The sequence below is a fragment of the Lysinibacillus sp. COL-1 genome, assembly GCF_059814265.1.
On record NZ_JCAWSJ010000003.1, the window covers coordinates 31168 to 47546 of the forward strand.

15 protein-coding genes and 1 pseudogene are annotated in these 16379 nt (G+C 34.8%); 15 read left to right on the top strand and 1 reads right to left on the bottom strand.

What is annotated here, in order from left to right; translation table 11 throughout:
* The first annotated feature begins 121 nt into the window (after window positions 1-121).
* From AC6BKE_RS04505 to AC6BKE_RS04570, 14 genes and pseudogenes are all read left to right on the top strand, one after another.
* On the top strand, window positions 122-1186 hold the full coding sequence (locus AC6BKE_RS04505) for a flavin-containing monooxygenase (protein ID WP_009374035.1): 1065 nt from the start codon (window positions 122-124) through the stop codon (window positions 1184-1186).
* Between the two features lie 90 nt (window positions 1187-1276).
* Window positions 1277-1723, top strand: coding sequence for a MarR family winged helix-turn-helix transcriptional regulator (locus tag AC6BKE_RS04510; RefSeq protein ID WP_009374034.1), 447 nt, complete (start codon window positions 1277-1279; stop codon window positions 1721-1723).
* 254 nt (window positions 1724-1977) lie between these two features.
* Window positions 1978-2304 (top strand): ArsR/SmtB family transcription factor, encoded by a 327-nt coding sequence (locus AC6BKE_RS04515; protein WP_036079775.1) that lies wholly within the window; start codon window positions 1978-1980, stop codon window positions 2302-2304.
* Window positions 2297-3355, top strand: coding sequence for an ACR3 family arsenite efflux transporter (gene arsB, locus AC6BKE_RS04520; RefSeq protein WP_016993623.1), 1059 nt, complete (start codon window positions 2297-2299; stop codon window positions 3353-3355). The genes AC6BKE_RS04515 and arsB overlap by 8 nt, the downstream gene beginning before the upstream one ends.
* A gap of 12 nt (window positions 3356-3367) precedes the next feature.
* On the top strand, window positions 3368-3787 hold the full coding sequence (gene arsC, locus AC6BKE_RS04525) for an arsenate reductase (thioredoxin) (RefSeq protein WP_016993624.1): 420 nt from the start codon (window positions 3368-3370) through the stop codon (window positions 3785-3787).
* Between the two features lies 1 nt (window position 3788).
* Window positions 3789-4148 carry an arsenite efflux transporter metallochaperone ArsD gene (gene arsD, locus AC6BKE_RS04530; RefSeq protein ID WP_009370518.1) on the top strand — a complete coding sequence of 120 codons (360 nt, stop codon included), beginning with the start codon at window positions 3789-3791 and terminating at the stop codon, window positions 4146-4148.
* Window position 4149: 1 nt separating this feature from the next.
* Entirely contained in the window at window positions 4150-5919 is a 1770-nt protein-coding gene (arsA, locus tag AC6BKE_RS04535) for an arsenical pump-driving ATPase (protein ID WP_009370516.1), read from the top strand.
* On the top strand, window positions 5916-6197 hold the full coding sequence (locus tag AC6BKE_RS04540; protein WP_009370515.1) for a HesB-like domain-containing protein: 282 nt from the start codon (window positions 5916-5918) through the stop codon (window positions 6195-6197). The genes arsA and AC6BKE_RS04540 overlap by 4 nt, the downstream gene beginning before the upstream one ends.
* A 65-nt stretch (window positions 6198-6262) precedes the next feature.
* Entirely contained in the window at window positions 6263-6487 is a 225-nt protein-coding gene (locus AC6BKE_RS04545; protein ID WP_009370514.1) for a hypothetical protein, read from the top strand.
* A gap of 105 nt (window positions 6488-6592) precedes the next feature.
* Window positions 6593-7948, top strand: a complete 1356-nt coding sequence (locus tag AC6BKE_RS04550) for an FAD-dependent oxidoreductase (protein ID WP_009370513.1) — start codon at window positions 6593-6595, stop codon at window positions 7946-7948.
* 442 nt (window positions 7949-8390) lie between these two features.
* A complete protein-coding gene (locus AC6BKE_RS04555) occupies window positions 8391-10277 on the top strand; it encodes a TnsD family Tn7-like transposition protein (protein WP_009370511.1) in 1887 nt (628 codons plus the stop codon).
* A 609-nt stretch (window positions 10278-10886) separates the two neighbouring features.
* Complete coding sequence (locus tag AC6BKE_RS04560) at window positions 10887-11813, top strand: helix-turn-helix domain-containing protein (RefSeq protein WP_499856004.1); 927 nt, start codon at window positions 10887-10889, stop codon at window positions 11811-11813.
* 244 nt (window positions 11814-12057) lie between these two features.
* A complete protein-coding gene (locus tag AC6BKE_RS04565; protein ID WP_330493673.1) occupies window positions 12058-12450 on the top strand; it encodes a glyoxalase superfamily protein in 393 nt (130 codons plus the stop codon).
* A 9-nt stretch (window positions 12451-12459) separates the two neighbouring features.
* Window positions 12460-12548: pseudogene (locus AC6BKE_RS04570) on the top strand (aminoglycoside phosphotransferase family protein); the annotation flags it as partial.
* Window positions 12549-13223: 675 nt separating this feature from the next.
* On the opposite strand, the gene AC6BKE_RS04575 reads toward AC6BKE_RS04570, so the two are convergent.
* Window positions 13224-14972, bottom strand: coding sequence for a methyl-accepting chemotaxis protein (locus AC6BKE_RS04575; RefSeq protein WP_342504332.1), 1749 nt, complete (start codon window positions 14970-14972; stop codon window positions 13224-13226).
* A gap of 340 nt (window positions 14973-15312) precedes the next feature.
* On the opposite strand from AC6BKE_RS04575, the gene AC6BKE_RS04580 reads away from it, so the two are divergent.
* Window positions 15313-16278, top strand: a complete 966-nt coding sequence (locus tag AC6BKE_RS04580) for an ABC transporter substrate-binding protein (protein WP_340809604.1) — start codon at window positions 15313-15315, stop codon at window positions 16276-16278.
* The last annotated feature ends 101 nt before the right edge of the window (window positions 16279-16379 follow it).

Below are 16379 nucleotides of genomic sequence, written 5' to 3' on the forward strand. Positions count from 1 at the left end.
ATTGCTATATATATTTATTAAGGATAGAATATTTTTGTGTTTTACTTAGTTTTATTAATTACAGCTATTATTTTTAATGAATTTATATTTGCAAAATGCAAATAATGAAGGGGGATAAAAAATGAAAGGGATTCTTGATACAATCGTTATTGGGGGAGGGCAGGCTGGACTTGCAGCAGGCTATCATTTACTGAAAAAAGGTCTACGATTTTTAATATTAGAAGAAAGTAATCAGATCGGGGGTTCTTGGCCAAATTATTATGACAGTCTTAAATTGTTTTCTCCAGCAGGGTTTTCCTCTATGCCCGGCATGAAGTTTCCTGGAAACCAGAATCTCTATCCGAAAAGGGATGAAGTTATTCGATACTTACAAGATTATAAAAAAAAGTTCCAATTACCTGTTTTAATTAATCAGAGAGTAGATATGATTGAGAAAAATAACATAGGTTTTATTGTTCGAACTGTCACAGGCGATAAATTTCAAGTTAGAACAATCATAAATGCTACAGGCTCATTTAATAATCCTTTTATTCCTAACATTCAAGGAAGAGAAGTCTTTCAAGGGAAAACACTTCACTCTTCAGAATATCGAAATCCACAGCCATATCACAACCAAAGGGTAATCGTAATCGGAGGAGGTAATTCGGCTGTGCAAATTGCTGTTGAATTGTCTAAGGTTAGCCAAACTACTCTTTCAGTACGACAGCCAATAAAATTTGTAAAACAACGTCTACTTGGACGGGACATACACTATTGGTTGAAGGTATTTGGTTTTGATACCTTTCCTTTCTGGCGCTTTGGAAAAACGGCACCCAGATCAAATGCTGTGAATGATATAGGAGGATATAAAGATCGAATTAGTAAGGGGAGTCCGGAACAACGTTTAATGTTTACTTCTTTTTATGAAGATGGAGTTATTTGGCCGGACGGAGAAAGGGAGCCTGTAGATACCATTATCTATGCCACAGGATACAGACCACATTTACCCTATATGAAATTACTTGGTGCATTAGATGGGGAAGGAATGCCTTTACAAAAGGCAGGTATTAGCAGTATCCCTGGATTATATTTTGTGGGACTAGAAGGACAACGATCATTTGCATCTGCAACTTTAAGAGGTGTGGGAGAAGATGCCGAGTATGTTGTGAAAAAGTTACTTCACCACATGAAAAGTAGAAACTTTTGAAGTAGGAAAAACATCTTCAAAAAAAGTTAAATATATTTTAGTTGTATTTTGCAAATAAATAATATATATGTCTTTATAGGAGATGATTAAATGGAAAATAAACGTGAACTTTTTCAAGTTTTAACTCAAAAGTTTGCTCTACTAAATAAAACATGTTGTACTGTAGGATCAATTGACATCACACCAATACAGAGCCATATTCTATATGAGATCGACAAACAAAATAATCCTTCTATGCAACAAATAGCAGAGGCAATAGGTATGGATATTACTACATTTAGTAGACAGATTCAAACTCTTATTAAGATGAATCTTGTCAAAAAAACTCCTCTAACATCAGATAAAAGAGTGTACATTTTGTCATTAACTGTGGAGGGTACATTTCTCGCTACTACAATTGATGAAATGATAAACAATTATTTAAATGAAGTTTTTTCACATTTGAATGACTTCGAAAAAGAAACTGTTTTACGTTCAATTGAACTCTTAAATAAAGCTATGGCTAAATCAAATTTGTGTTGTACACCTTCTCCATAACTCGTTACTAAAGAAAAATTAATGGAGATAAATTAATCTTTATCATTATCTTTTAAAGCGTACGTTTAGGTAACTGAACGTACGCTTTTTACAAAGTATAAAAATTTTTTTAAAATGGGTAAATATCTGTTGCAATTCAAAACATTAAATCATAATATAAGAATATAGTTATATACTGATTATGTCACCTTCTTACGAGGTGATTTTATTTAAAATAATATATAAGAAAACAGTTATATAAGGAGTGCAGATAAATGGAAAACACACTAATTGAAAAACAACTAAAAGCAGCAGCGGATTTGAATCGCATTAAATTACTTGCATGCATGAAAAACGGGGAGGTATGTGTATGTGATTTTGTGGATGTGCTAGGAATATCACAACCAGCCGTTAGTCAACATCTACGAAAATTAAAGGAGGCAGGCATTATTACGGAACGGAAAGTAGGGACTTGGAAACATTACCGTTTAGTAGAGAATCAAACGCCACTGATGAAGGGCATTTTAGAACAAATTCAGCCTTTAAAGGGGTGCAATTGTGAAACCGATTGCTGCCATGTAGGGGGAAATATAAATGAGTAATGAATCTTTAACAAAACAGCTTTCTTTTCTAGATCGTTACCTTACCCTTTGGATATTCGTTGCGATGGGAATAGGTGTTGTATTAAGTATCACCATGCCTAATGTTGGGGAAGCGTTAGAGTCCATGTCTATTGGAACAACGTCCATACCGATTGCTATAGGGTTAATTGTCATGATGTATCCACCATTAGCGAAAGTAAAGTATGAAGAAATGTGGCGAGTGTTTAAGGATTGGAAAGTGCTATTACTATCACTTTTACAAAACTGGTTACTCGGCCCGTTCCTCATGTTCTTTTTAGCGATTATCTTCTTACAAGATTACCCAGAATATATGGCTGGACTCATTATGATTGGCTTAGCTCGATGTATTGCCATGGTGATTGTGTGGAATGATTTAGCGCGTGGAGATCGTGAATATGTAGCTGGTTTAGTTGCCTTTAACTCCATTTTTCAAATTGTGACGTATTCAATTTTTGCTTACTTTTTCTTAAATGTATTACCTGGTTGGTTTGGTTTAGAGAATTTCAATGTATCCATTTCTATGTGGGAGATTACAAAGAGCGTTCTAATTTACTTAGGGATACCATTTGCAGCAGGATTCCTCACACGATGGATAGGAATTAAAGCAAAAGGAAAACAGTGGTATGAAGAAAAGTTCTTACCGAAAATTTCACCACTTACTTTAATTGCACTGCTGTTCACGATTGTGTTGATGTTTGCTTTAAAGGGTGAGCAATTAGTAGAACTGCCACTTGATGTAGTGCGAATTGCTATTCCATTATTTATTTACTTTGTGATCATGTTTGCTGTGTCATTCTTCTCTTCCCGTAAAGTAGGTGCATCTTATCCTGTCACAGCAGCTCTTTCTTTTACAGCTGCAAGCAACAACTTCGAGTTAGCAATTGCTGTTGCAGTGGGTGTGTTTGGCTTGCATAGTGGCGTGGCATTTGCCGCTGTTATTGGACCACTAGTGGAAGTACCAGTCCTCATTGGACTTGTATGGGTTGCCTTACGTTGGCAGAAAAAATACTTTAAAACCATTAAATTATAAGGAGCAATTACTATGACAAATACACTTTATTTCTTATGTACAGGAAACTCATGTCGAAGTCAGATGGCTGAAGGATGGGCAAAGAAATTACTACCTACCAATTGGACAGTTAAAAGTGCTGGTATTGAAGCACATGGCGTAAATCCGAATGCTACTAAAGCGATGGCGGAGGTAGGGGTTGATATTTCAAATCATACATCCGATTTAATTGATTTTGAGACATTAAACAATGCAACATTAGTTGTCACTTTATGTGGGGATGCAGCTGATAAATGCCCAATGACACCTCCTCACGTTCGTCGTGAGCATTGGGGATTTGAAGATCCAGCGAAAGCGACAGGTACTGATGAAGAGAAGTGGGCTGTATTCCAAAATGTTCGTGATGCAATTGGTAAACGCATTGAACAATTTGTAGCTGAGGAGCTGAAATAAATTGAAAAAAATTCATATCTATGAGCCAGCAATGTGCTGTTCTACAGGCTTATGTGGACCTTCTATAGACCCAGAATTATTGCGAATGTCATTTATTATGAATAATTTAAAGAAAACAAACATAGAAGCTGAAAGATTTAATCTTACAAACGAGCCAAATGCTTTTGTAGAAAACGAAGCAATCAATCAACTATTAGTGTCAGAAGGAATGGATGCCTTACCTGCAACGTTTGTGGATGGAGAATTACTTTGCAAAGGAATCTATCCAACAAATGAACAATTTTCACAGTGGTCAGGACTTTCAGAAGACGAATTACTACAAAAGCCAAAAGTACGCTTGTCACTAAAAGGAGATGCGTAAGATGGAACGCTTTACAAGAATTCATTTCCCTGACACCCCATTCCTGTTTTTCACGGGGAAAGGGGGCGTTGGGAAAACATCGGTTGCTTGTAGCCTATCAATAGCCATTGCAAGGGAAGGGAAAAAGGTACTTTTAATTAGTACAGACCCCGCATCCAACTTACAAGATATTTTTGGCCAAACGCTTTCTAATAGTCCAACAAAAATTGAAGGCATAGACAATTTATTTGCGATAAATTTGGACCCTGAACAGGCAGCACAACATTACAAAGAGCAAATGGTTGGTCCGTACCGTGGAAAACTACCTGAAGTGGTATTACAAAATATGGAGGAACAACTTTCTGGTGCTTGCACAGTAGAAATTGCTGCCTTTAATGAATTTGCTTCACTATTGACTGATACTTCAGTGATTGGGAATTTTGACACTGTGGTGTTTGATACAGCCCCTACAGGGCATACGTTACGATTATTACAGTTGCCTTCTGCATGGTCTACGTTTCTAGACGATAACACGACTGGCACTTCATGTTTAGGTCCTTTAAAAGGGCTAGAACCACAACGTGAAGTCTATAAAGAGGCAGTTGAACGTTTAAAGAATGCTAATCAAACAACGTTAATGTTAGTGACACGCCCAGAAGAAAATCCTTTAAAGGAAGCTGCACGTGCTTCTCACGAATTGTTTGAAATAGGCATTCAAAATCAGACTCTACTAATTAATGGATATATGAGCAATGCCAATTCTACTGATGATATCGAAGAGGCTTTCATTGCGCGTCAAGCTGATGCAATAGCAAGAATTCCTGAAGAACTAAATCAATTTGAGCATTTCTACTTACCTTTTGTACCGTACTCATTATCAAGTATTGAGCGTATGCAAGCATGGATGACTGACAAAGAAGTTATACATGCAGATGAATCAAATGAAGAAACTAAGATTCCTGAGATAGAAGAAATGATTGCAGATTATTTAGAACGTAAACCGAAACTCATTTTTACGATGGGGAAAGGTGGGGTTGGAAAAACAACTGTGGCTTCTTATATTGCATTACGATTAGCAGAAGAGGATACTCATGTACATTTAACTACAACAGATCCCGCCGCACACCTCGATTGGACATTCGGAGATGACAACGTTAATAATTTAACGATCAGTCGTATTGATCCAAAAGCAGAAGTGGCAAACTATGAAGCAGAAGTGCTTGCAAAGGCAAGTGAAACGATGAATGAGGAAGGTTTAGCATTTGTGAAAGAGGATTTGGCTTCTCCTTGTACAGAGGAAATAGCTGTATTCAAAGCATTTGCTAACGTTGTAGAAAATCATCAAGATGAAGTCATTATTATTGATACCGCACCAACAGGGCATACGTTGCTTTTACTAGACGCAACAGAAGCTTATCATCGGGAAATAAGCCGTTCACAAGGGGATATTCCTCCAGCTGTTTCTAACCTGTTACCAAGGTTGCGTGATGCCTCTTATACGAGTGTTGCCATTGTAACTCTTCCTGAAGCAACACCTGTTTATGAAGCTTCGCGCTTACAAGAAGATTTACACCGTGCTGGATTATCTGTTGATTGGTGGGTTGTTAATCAAACGTTTTCATCTATCTATACAACAAGTCCAACATTAATTCAAAAACAACAAGCTGAAACGAAATGGCTAAAAGAAGTTAGATCCATCAGCAATAATCAATTTGTGGCCATTCCATGGGTAAAAACGCCACCGGTTGGAACACAAGGCTTACATGAATTAAAAGGAGAGAAAATCAAATGAAAATGAGTCTAGAAGGTAAAAATTATTTAGAACAGGTATTAGCTGATTCAGAGGTTAAAACGCTTCGTTTCTTTGGTATTGCAGGCTGCTGTGGGGTTAATTTAGGTGTAGGCTTAGAAGCACCAGCAGAAGAAGATGCAATTCAAACAATTGAAGGTATCGAAGTCGCAATTCATCCTGATATTGCACCGCAATTAACAGATGTTACGATCCATGCAGAAGAAGAGAATGGTGAGCTAGGTTTAGTATTAGTTGGATACTCACCGACATCTTGCTAACAAGTGATCCTAAATATACTGTCTGTCGTAGCAATTATTCAATCCGTTGAATGGAGGATGCAATAATGACAGTAAACCATGCTAGCGAATTAACTAAAGATTATTTTATCGCTTATTTAAAGTTAATAATGAATAGTAGAGAATACACATTGATACAGGCTAAAGAGTTTGCTTTTGATTTCTTCTTTAAAGGAGATATGGATCGTTACGGCACTTCTACATGGTTGCAATTTGAAAAAGCTATAAAAGAAATTGATAAAATCATGTGTGAAATGGAAGTGTGTTCATAACTATCACAAAAGCTTAAATAAATTACGTCTAGCTTACTGCTAGACGTAAAAAATATATTTTATATAAGGGAATGCTTATATAAAGAAAAAAGAGGAGAAGTTTATATGAAAACACTAAAAGTAATCAATCAAAATCAATCTTGTTGTACTCCTGTTCAGGACATTGAAGTCCAAGAGACTGTTAATAATTCCAATAAGAATTTACCGATTGTCATAATTGGTGCAGGTCCTATCGGGTTAGCTACTGCTGCTCATTTAGTAGAGCAAAACCAGTCATTTATTTTACTTGAAGCTGGCAATGAAATAGCACACAATATTCGTACTTGGGGGCATGTCACATTATTTTCTCCATGGCGTTATAACATCAATAGAGCTGCTAAATCATTATTAGAGGGGTCTGATTGGGTAGAACCTAACTTAGAAACAATACCTACAGGGCATGAGTTAATTGATCTTTATTTAAAACCTTTGGCAGAGTTAACACAAATAAAACCTAGTATCCGATTGAACTCAAAAGTAGTAGGTATTTCAAGACAATTAAATGATAAAATGAAATCAAAAAATCGATTAAATCAGTTCTTTAATATATATGTTGAAAAAGAGGATGACATCGATATTATTGAGGCAAAAGCAGTTATCGATGCAACGGGTACATGGGGGAACCCAAACCCAGCAAATTCTACAGGTGTTTGGCTGAAAAATGAGAAAGTATTAGCAGATCACATTGAGTATGGTATTCCAGATATAAATACGAATCCTAAGAGATATGCAAATAAGAAGGTTGCTGTCATTGGTGGTGGTCATTCAGCGATCAATACCTTATTAGCTTTGGCTGAATTACAAAAAGATAATCCTTCAACAAAGCTTGTGTGGATTATGCGTAAAAGATCTGTAGAAGAAGCCTATGGCGGGGAGGAAAAAGATGCGTTGGCAGCACGTGGCGCACTCGGTATTCGCATCCATGAATTAGTAGATACAGGAAAGATTGAGGTAGTAACACCTTTCTATATTTCACAGGTGAAAAAAGAAGAGAATATCCATATTGTAGGTACTATTAATGGAGAACAAAAAGTACTTACAGGATTCGATGAACTTATTGTTAATGCAGGAAATCGACCTGATTTTACCATGAACAATGAACTGCGTTTATCTATTGATACAGCAACAGAAAGTGTGCAAGCATTAGCGCCACTAATTGATCCTAATGAGCATAGTTGTGGCACAGTCAGAGCGCATGGTGAAGAAATACTACGCCAACCTGAAAAGGACTTCTATATAGTCGGAGCTAAAAGTTATGGACGCGCACCAACATTTTTAATGGCAACCGGCTACGAACAGGTTCGTTCAATAACAGCTTATTTATCAGGAGATGAAGAAGCGTCGAAACGTGTTGAATTAGAATTACCAGAAACAGGCGTATGTAGTATTAATCTTGTCAATCAATCAAATACATGTTGCTAATTGGGGGGATATGTTTTGTTAAATCAGTTATTTATAGTGGGAGTATATATATTAATTATCTTAATGTTATCATATATTACACATGAATATCTGGAAAATAAGTTTAGTAAGCAATGTTATTTAATATGGTTGATTTGTGTTTTTTTAACTGGACCTATAGCATTCACCATATATATTATTTGGGATAAGAAAAACAACATACCTAATACAAATGTAAAATAGGTAAGTCTAATGTGGAGAATTCTATAAAGTTTAATTAATTGACTGTTAGTGAAAGCTAGCAGTCTTTTTAAAATACTAAGGGAAATGGGATGGACAAACTTATGGAACAGATTTGGGATGACAGACATCATTACTAATTGAAATATACTTTAGGTAGCGTTTTTACTTATGAAAAAAGCTTTACTGAAAAAACATTGTAATAAATAAGAGGAGTAAGGATATGATAGGTTATTTTCCAACGCCATATGAAGATGAACTATATTACAGTATAATAGCTCGTTATCACATTCATGTAGGTAACTTGAGTAGAAAACATACAAATAAAGAACTATTTGGAAAGAAGGTAAATATTAATTTAGAATTACCAATGGGACTCGCTCATTTAGTATCCCAAATCAATATATTCTCGAAAGAATTTACTAAAGAGTATTTTATTAACCAGCATACAGTGATACCGTTTGTAAAACCCTTTAAAAGTGAAGAATGGAATGAGAAAATTTATAAAAGTGATTTTAAAAATTTATATATTTTTTTATTTAGTTACAGTAAATACAATGTAAAAAACAAGAAATATTTATATTATTGTGCAGAATGCTTAAAGGAACAGCTTAAGTCAAATGGTGAAGGATTTTGGAACAGGATTCATCAAATTCCAGGGATTTTTGTTTGTACTAGGCATAAGACTCCGTTATTAGAGTATTCGTTAAAAATATCCGAGATGGGCTTTATAAATTATTTAATTCCAACAATTGAAGATATTAGAGAACCACTTAGGAGCTATAGTGAGGAACTAATGAAATATTTGATCGATCTAGCAGAGGACGTTGAATACATTATTAGAATGAATTACAAATCGTTTTCTGAAGAGTATTATATTAGCAAATATGTAGATTTATTAGGTAAGAAAGGGTTTGCATATCCCATTAAAAAGCGAAGAGAATACTTACAAAAGTTAATAATTGAATATTATCCAACAGATTTTCTAGAGTTATTAGATTCATTTTTCAAGATAAGTGACAAGTTTTCTTGGGTTCCTAGTTTAATAAATATTGAAGAAAATAGGTCGTTACATCCGATAAGACACTTATTATTAATGAGATTATTAAGTGGATCAGCCAAAAATTATTTTGAAAAGGAGAACTCATTTAAACCTTTTGGTGAAGGACCTTGGGTTTGTATGAACCCGTTTTGCAAGAATTATTTAAAAGAGAATATAAAAAATGTGAATGTTAGAGTAAATAATTCAGATAGGAAAATTCAAGGTATCATAAAGTGTAATTGCGGTTTTGAGTACATAATTAAGGAAGGGGAAAAATCTCCTTTTGATATAAGGGATTTCCATAGAAGAATAGTAAAGCGAGGCCGAGTATGGGAACTTAATTTTAATGAATTACTTAAACAAGATCTAACACTGAACAAAATAGCGGAATTAGCAAATATATCTAGGGATACAGTAATAAGGATTAAGAATAGGGGGCATCTTTCTTCAGTTCAATTAAAAAACAAAGAAGGATTAATGAACAAACAAAAATTAAAAACGGAGTACTACAAAGAGGAATTTCTAAAAATCCGAAAAGAAAATCCAGAATATTCACGCTCTGACTTAGGTAAAGCATATACTAAAATATACGGATGGCTTTTACAATATGATAAAGAATGGTTAATTCGCAATTCTCCTTACTTGAGGAGTACTGGTAATAGAGAAAAAATAGATTACTTAGAGAGAGATAAAGAATTACTAAGCAAAGCAAAATTAATAATAGATAGTTGGTCAGAACATGAAGGAAATTTAAAGAGATTGGTTAGGAAAAGTAGGACAGGGATAATAAATTTACTTGATGTCAAAGCAAGTTATAGTTTGTTCAGTGGAAAATACCCACTTACTACTAAGTATATCAATTCGAATATAGAGACGGTTGAGGATTTTCGGCATAGAAGAATAAAAATTGTTATGGATACCAAATATAAAGACGAGATTGTAACAAAAAATATGGTTATTGAAGCAGCTAATCTTAAAAACTATATTAGAATTAATATAGAGAAACGAGAAAAATTACTAAAATATATAGAGGATTTAGTAACTATCCATAATAACAAATTCTTATAGAATAAAGCTGTGAAGAAACATATTTAAACTATAATGTAAGTACATAATTTTCGTATTGGTATACAACTTTTTTGTAACAGTTTATTGCAAAATAAGTTAATTTGATGAAAATAAGTATACGACTTTATTGTCATTTTAAAGATAAGAAAGACACAAGAATGCGGGTTTGAACATTTGTTAGTATACAACTTTATTGAAACTCTTCAGCTAGTGTAGTCTAATAAAAAATATTGATTGTTTATAACAAAGTTTGACCATTTGAAATAAAGTTTGGTTAAAAATGACCTCTTCGGATTTGGTATCCAGAAGAGGTCATTTTTGATTCTTTGGAAAAAGGTAATTTTATAGGAATGAATTTAATTGGTTAGAACATTAATATGGAAAAGGTTCTTGGTGTAGTTTTATAAAAAAGATTGATCATTTATAACAAAGTTCGCTTATTTAAAATAAAGATTGATTAAAGATCCTGTGTTGATACGTAGGATCTTTTCTTATTCCACAATCGGGCCAATATTGTTGCAGATATAAAAAGAGGCTGATATTACATCAACCTCTTTTTAATGATTTTTAGGATGCAGCGATTACTTCGCAAGATATATCAAAAAACGAATGAAGAACCTTGATATCCTATATTTAAAGGAGGTGCCTTCGTTGTATAACCATGAAATTATAATTAAGAAAATCATTTTGTATGTGGAAGAAAACCTACATGAACCACTTACTTTGGAAAATATAGCAGCACAATCAAATTTTTCAAAGTATCACTTTCATCGAATATTCCAATCCACGATTGGCATGACAGTAACTGAATATATTCGGTTAAGAAGATTGGCTAATGCTTCTTCCGCCTTACTTTATACAAGTGAACGCATTCTTGATATCGCTTTATATTATCAGTTTGAATCACAAGAATCATTTACAAGAGCATTTAAAGAGATTTATAAGCTACCACCTGGCAAATATCGCAGAATGATGTCAGACGTGCTTAAAATTAAGGAGGAAACATATATGGATACAAAGGTGAAAGGTTGGTTTTTAAGTGGATCAAATCCATTTAATTACGAAATGGGAATTGACCATGAAGTTGTTCATCAGGGGAAAGCATCAGGTTATTTAAAATCCAAAACAGTGTTAGATTCAACTGAATTCGCTACCATGATGCAAACATTTAAGGCTAATCAGTTTGTTGGAAAGCGCATTAGACTCTCTTGTTTCATCCGTACGGAAGAGGTAGATACGTACGCTGGGATGTGGATGCGAGTAGACGACACAATGGAAGATGTTCTTCAATTTGATAATATGAGTAATCGTCCCATTAAAGGAACAACAAACTGGAACCATTATTCTATTATTTTAGATGTTCCAACCCAAAGTGCTGTTATTTCGTTTGGTATCATTCTGTCTGGACAAGGAACTGTATGGGCAGATCAATTTACTTTTGAAGAAGTGAATGAAAGTATTCCAACAACTAATTTAGAGATGCATGGTGAGCTGCTGGACGAGCCAATAAATTTATCATTTGACGAGGAAATATGATTTAAGGAAGGGTGATAACATGGCTAATTTTGGTATAAAACATACCGGGGTAGTATTAAGTATTATAGTTATAATTGCAATTATGGCTGTAAAGTTTGTAGGAATTAACACACTTGTTCATTACTTAAAGTTTTGGTGAAAATATTGCTTAACTATACCGCAATAGGGCCATTTAATGGAGGAAGAATCACAAGTAATATTGAATATTTATGGTATCATTTAGTGAAAAAATTAAGGAAAGGTGATGTATGTAATGAGTACATCTGAAATATTTATGAAAAGCACCATACCAATATTCCGTATTTTTAATGAGGAGAAAGCGAAAGAATTTTATTTAACATTTTTGGGGTTTGCATTGGATTGGGAACATCGATTTGAGGATGATCTACCTTTATACATGCAAATTTCTTATGGAAATTGTATTATTCATCTTTCAGAGCATCATGGAGATTGCTGTCCAGGGGGTGCTATAAGAATTGAAGTAGAAAACCTAGAGTTACTCCATTCAAACCTTATATCAAAGAAATACAAATATACGCGTCCTGGCATCGAAACAACCCCTTGGAATTCTCAGGAAGTTTGCATTGGAGACCCATTTGGAAATAGAATTGTTTTTTTTGAGAACCTTCAAAAATAACATTGGGTAACTTATTTTGATGATACAAGTAGAAAGGATTCAAAAATACATTAAATATGGATGAAGGCACTTGGAATCGAGCAAGAGGTTGGGCTTTGCATAGTGTTGAAAAACAAAACCATCCATAGAATTTATGTGAAAGGTGAAAAAGGATTTCCGTTGCAGGCTACTTGCTTTCCTGTGGGCGAGCGCCGAGCCACTTCCTCTGCTACCACTCCGTTTAGAGGCTCGCCTGTCTCGCTATTCCCACGGGAGTCAAGTAGCCTTCCACTCCAATCCATAAAAAAGTGAAGGTATTCACTACTCTTTTGTGGAGGGGTGTTGTCACGCATCACTTCTCCAAATTGAAAGTAAGAGGCTATCCTCTCTTATAATATAAATAATGGGCTATTTTGTTCAGGAAAAGACACTTTTGCAGAATGGTTGATTGGAGTGGAGCCAGCGTCACTCCTAGGGGATTTAGCGTCACAGAGGAGACCCTGGAGCGAACGCAGTGAGTGAAGCGGCTCATCGGACGCCCCCTGGAAAGGACGCTGGCGGAACGGAAATCAACCCCTCGCCTTGCAAAATTGCTTATTATGCCGTTGACATTACCTTTTTTCAACAACATGAAAAGCATCGAATCATTTGATTCGATGCTTTGGTATTATAATCTATTATATGTTTCATCAAGAGTTCCAAAAACTCTGGAATACCTTCAATACCTTGTAAAGTATTGAAACCAGTTATCTTTTGTAGTCATTTTAAACCATATTCATAACATCGCTACCTTTTTATAAAGTATATCGCTCCATTAAAGAATTTAATTCACGATTTAATTCCGTTAGTTTTTCAGCAGCATTAGCAACATCAGCAATTGCTTTAATGTGCTCATCTATGGAAGCAGCAATTTCCTGTACGGAAGCGGCCGTCTGTTCTGATACGCTGGACGCACTTTCGATTCCTTCACTCATCAACTTATTATAGGAGGTCATAACGTCCATTTCTTTATTAACTGCTAATATCGATTCCACAATTTGCTTAACAGAATCAGACATTTGATTGAATTTACTTTGTGTTAGCACTACATCATCATTTAACTTTTTAGCAGTCTCCATTGTTCCTTCTACAGTTTCAACTGTTTTAGTTGTTTCTGAAACAATGGATGAAACCACTCCTTGTACTTGGTGAGTAGCATTTTTCGATTGTTCTGCTAGTTTCCTTATTTCATCGGCAACAACTGAAAAACCTCTACCATACTCACCAGCTCTTGCTGCTTCAATGCTTGCGTTTAAAGCGAGTAAATTCGTCTGTTCAGCGATTGTTTCAATTGTTTCCATTACCTGTGTGATTTGATTGATTTTACTATTTAAATTTTTAATCTCATAACTGACTTCTTCTGATGCTGCCAATGAATCAGTATTGGATTGTTGTAATTGATGAACTATTGCAATTCCCTCGGCTGATATTTTTTCAGCATGTTTTGTAATGTCGTACATCACTTTACTTTGTTTTTCCGTAGTTTCTATAGAACTTGATAATAGCTCTACTGTTCGGTTTATCTTGTCCAAATCATGGGCTTGTTCTTGTGTACCAGTAGCAATTTCGTTAACTGCTCTACCAACTTCATCACTACTAGCAGATGTTTCTTCTGAAATTGCTGATAAGTTGGTCGCTGAATCCAATAAATGTTCACTAGTATTTTTAGTCTTTTCGACGAGTGTACGTAATTGCTGTGACATTTTATTAAAAGCAGTCGCAAGTTGCCCAATTTCATCACTTGATTCAGGTAGATTGGTAACAATTATATGACCATCAGCAATTTTTGTTGATGCTTCAGCTACTTCTTTTAGTGTATTTAATTTCCTCCGAATACCTAAATAAAACACAATTGAACTTAAAATAATGAGTACAATTGTTGCACCAAAGATAATATATTGTAAGATGTTTAATCCTTCATAAAATTCATCTTGAAAAACAGCAATTCCAAGAGTCCAACCCCAAGGCTCAAAATATTCTGTATAGGCTGTTTTATCTTTAAAAGAACCATCTGGCTGTTTATCAGAATAAACGACATAGCGATCTGATTCATTTTCGGACTTGCCGCCTGCAACGATCTTTTCTCGATTACTTCTGTTGAGGTCATCGACAGGAGCTCCACCTATTTTAGAGGGATGGAGTTGTAACACTAAATCCTCGTCAAAAGCTAATATATAACCATTTTCTTTGTAAGTAAAATGGGAATTTTGATAATCATACTCTCCATTTCCATTTACTGGCCCATTTAGAATAATTCTCGCCTGTTCTTTACCTTCCTCTAGTGTTATTTTGCCAATTTCCACTTCTTCATTAATCAGTTCTAATGAAGTATAAGCCCCCTTGACGATGCTTTGTAGTTCTCTTTGACCGGATTCTAAGAGCTGATTTTTGGCAACAACATAACTTGTTGAGCCGATAATCACAACTGTTACAAGTATAATAATTGTGATTAGTAGCATTAACTTTCTTGAAATGCTTCGTAACTGTAAAATTCTCTTCATCATTTGCTTCCTCCCACAACTATATATAGGTATATTTCGACAGTAATCTACATAATTCAATGGTATCGGAATTATTTTTTATATTACGCTGTATATGAAAAGCTAGAAGCAAATTCTTCTTATTATTAGGGTGGGTATTATTACATGATTAACCAAATTAAAAACTGGATAAAGGATGTTAAGAAAAGAAATTCATATATAACATGTTTGGATTAATCATTCCTGTTTATCAAGTCTAATAGGTGAATATTATTGGAGCAGACTTTTTTACAGCTACAATAATTGAAAATGATTATCATTTTCAATATAATAGGGAACAATTAGTATTTAAAGGAGAAGGATTATGAATAAATACATAAAAAAAGCCGTTCTAGTAATGTTGGTAATGAGTCTACTGCTAATAATGGCAGCTTGTGGTAGTAAAACAGAAGGTACAAAGGATGACAAGGAATCTACAACGACTGTAACAACACGTATTGTAACAGATTCGGTAGGACGTGAAGTAGAAGTTCCCATAGACCCACAACGTGTTATTGTGGATTGGGATTTAGGTCACGTATTAGCTGTAGGCATTGTACCAGTTGCTTCAACGACAAAGGTCATTGATTATGGTGAATTTTTAAAGGATTACTATCAGGGGCAGGACATTGTAGATCTTGGGAATGAAGATACTGTATCTTTAGAAACAGCTACTAGTCTAAAACCAGATTTAATTATTACGTTTGCAGAGGAAAATATAAAACAATATGAAAAAATTGCACCTACTATTGTGTTCAGTACGGATAGCTACGATAGTGTGGAAGCAGAAATTTTAGCAATTGGCGAAATGTTAAATCACCAAGAAGAGGCGAAGAAGTTTATGGCAGATTATACGGCGCGTGCAAAGGTAGCTGAAGAAAAAATCAAAGCCGTAATCCCAGAAGGCATAACATTCTCACTCTTTACGTTAACAGACAAAGAGATTGTTGTGATTCCTAGTGGTAACTCAGGTGGTGAAGCGATGTATGATTTGTTAAAACTTACAGCACCAACATCTATACAAAAGCTAATTGAAGATAGCAAGGGAGATTGGCAGAAGCAACGTATTTCATGGGAAACGGTAGGTGACTATGTAGGTGATTATGTAGGTGTTTTAGATTATGGTCAAAAATACGAAACGACTTCTACATGGGATAATTTAGAGGTTGTGAAAAATAATAAAGTGATTACATTCGATGGGACGTACTTCTTCTCAGCAGATCCAATCTCTGTTATCCATCAAGCAGAGCACATGGCAGAACAAATTATTGAATTAGTACAAAAACAATAAAGTAAAACTTCAAGCAGTTGCGTTTTTCTTAAGCTCCACGAAGACCTTTCTTGCTTCAATAAAAAACCCCATTAGATAAACAGATGATTTGTTTATCTAAT